The organism is Aquamicrobium segne (genome assembly GCF_042656785.1).
In the GTDB taxonomy this organism is placed as follows: domain Bacteria; phylum Pseudomonadota; class Alphaproteobacteria; order Rhizobiales; family Rhizobiaceae; genus Mesorhizobium; species Mesorhizobium segne.
The window spans coordinates 1-1,063 of record NZ_JBHSLL010000064.1 but is presented as its reverse complement, the minus strand read 5'-3'; the positions used below and the strand labels follow the sequence as shown (position 1 = coordinate 1,063).

Genomic DNA, 1,063 nt, shown 5'->3' with positions numbered 1-1,063 from the left:
TATCGCAGCATCCTCAAGCGCAAAAGCACGTCGGAGTGTTACAAGAAGACCAACTGAACCGAGTCGTGAAGGACACAGGACTGTTCAATCTATCGATTTGACAAAACATAATCATTCAGACGACGACACGGAATATTGGGATCAATGATTGAATTCCCTCACCTGGCACCCGGCGCTGCCGCATTGGCAAATGGACCAAACCATACAAGAATTCGTGCCATTCGGTCCGATCGATGGGTCGGCTTTGATCGCGCTCGTAGAGTATTACGGCATCTTGATGCGTTATGCGACCATCCGCCAACAACACGCCCACCCGGCCTCGCTATTTATGGTCATAGCGGTATGGGCAAGACCATGCTCGTCGAGAAGTTCAAGCGTGATCATCCGCCCACCATGAACCATAGCACCGGCGTGGAGAGCATGCCGGTGCTGGCAATTACATTGACGTCGCGTCCAACAGAGCGCCGGATATATGGGCAGTTGCTGATGGCAATGGAAGCCAGCATCAACGAACGTCTGATCCTCATGGAACTTGAGATCAGAACCGTCCTCTTGCTGAAGAGCAACAATGTGCGCGTTCTGGTGTTTGACGAGGTTCATAACCTTCTCGCTGGAACCCCGAGGGAACAGCGCGTGATCCTGCAACTTCTGCGATATCTCAGCAACGAGATCAAAGCCTCGCTCGTCTGCCTTGGCGTGTCGGAAGCGCGCGACGCGATTGCCGGCGACACCCAACTGGCCCGGCGACTGGATCAGTTTGTGCTGCCCAGGTGGAAGGCAGACGAGGAATTCCAGGAATTGGTGACGGCGATCCTGCGCAGCCTGCCTCTCAGAGTGCCATCGGGTTTATCAAGCCAAAGCCTTCGCCATCTTTCTCGCCTCGGTGACGGCATCACGGCTCGAGTGTTCGGGATATTAAACGAACTCGCAATCGAGGCAATCAAGGACGGTATCGAGCGCATCACCGATGAAAGCATCCAATCCTGGAGGCCTGCCCTGGAAAAGGAAGCAGCGTTCGCATAGCCACCAGACGTTACACTCCAATTGAGACTCCCCCTGCCCC

Annotated in this window: 1 protein-coding gene; it reads left to right on the top strand. The window is 54.7% G+C overall.

Annotated features, from left to right (window positions below; all coding sequences use genetic code 11):
- Window positions 1–144 precede the first annotated feature (144 nt).
- The gene (locus tag ACFPLB_RS17400) at window positions 145–1,023 is read left to right on the top strand and encodes a TniB family NTP-binding protein (protein WP_378232040.1); all 879 of its coding nucleotides are present in this window, start codon (window positions 145–147) and stop codon (window positions 1,021–1,023) included.
- Window positions 1,024–1,063: the final 40 nt, after the last annotated feature.

What these genes read in the sequence shown, in the direction of transcription:
- ACFPLB_RS17400 (WP_378232040.1), top strand. Translation starts at nt 145, where the DNA reads ATGATTGAATTCCCTCACCTGGCACCCGGCGCTGCCGCATTGGCAAAT.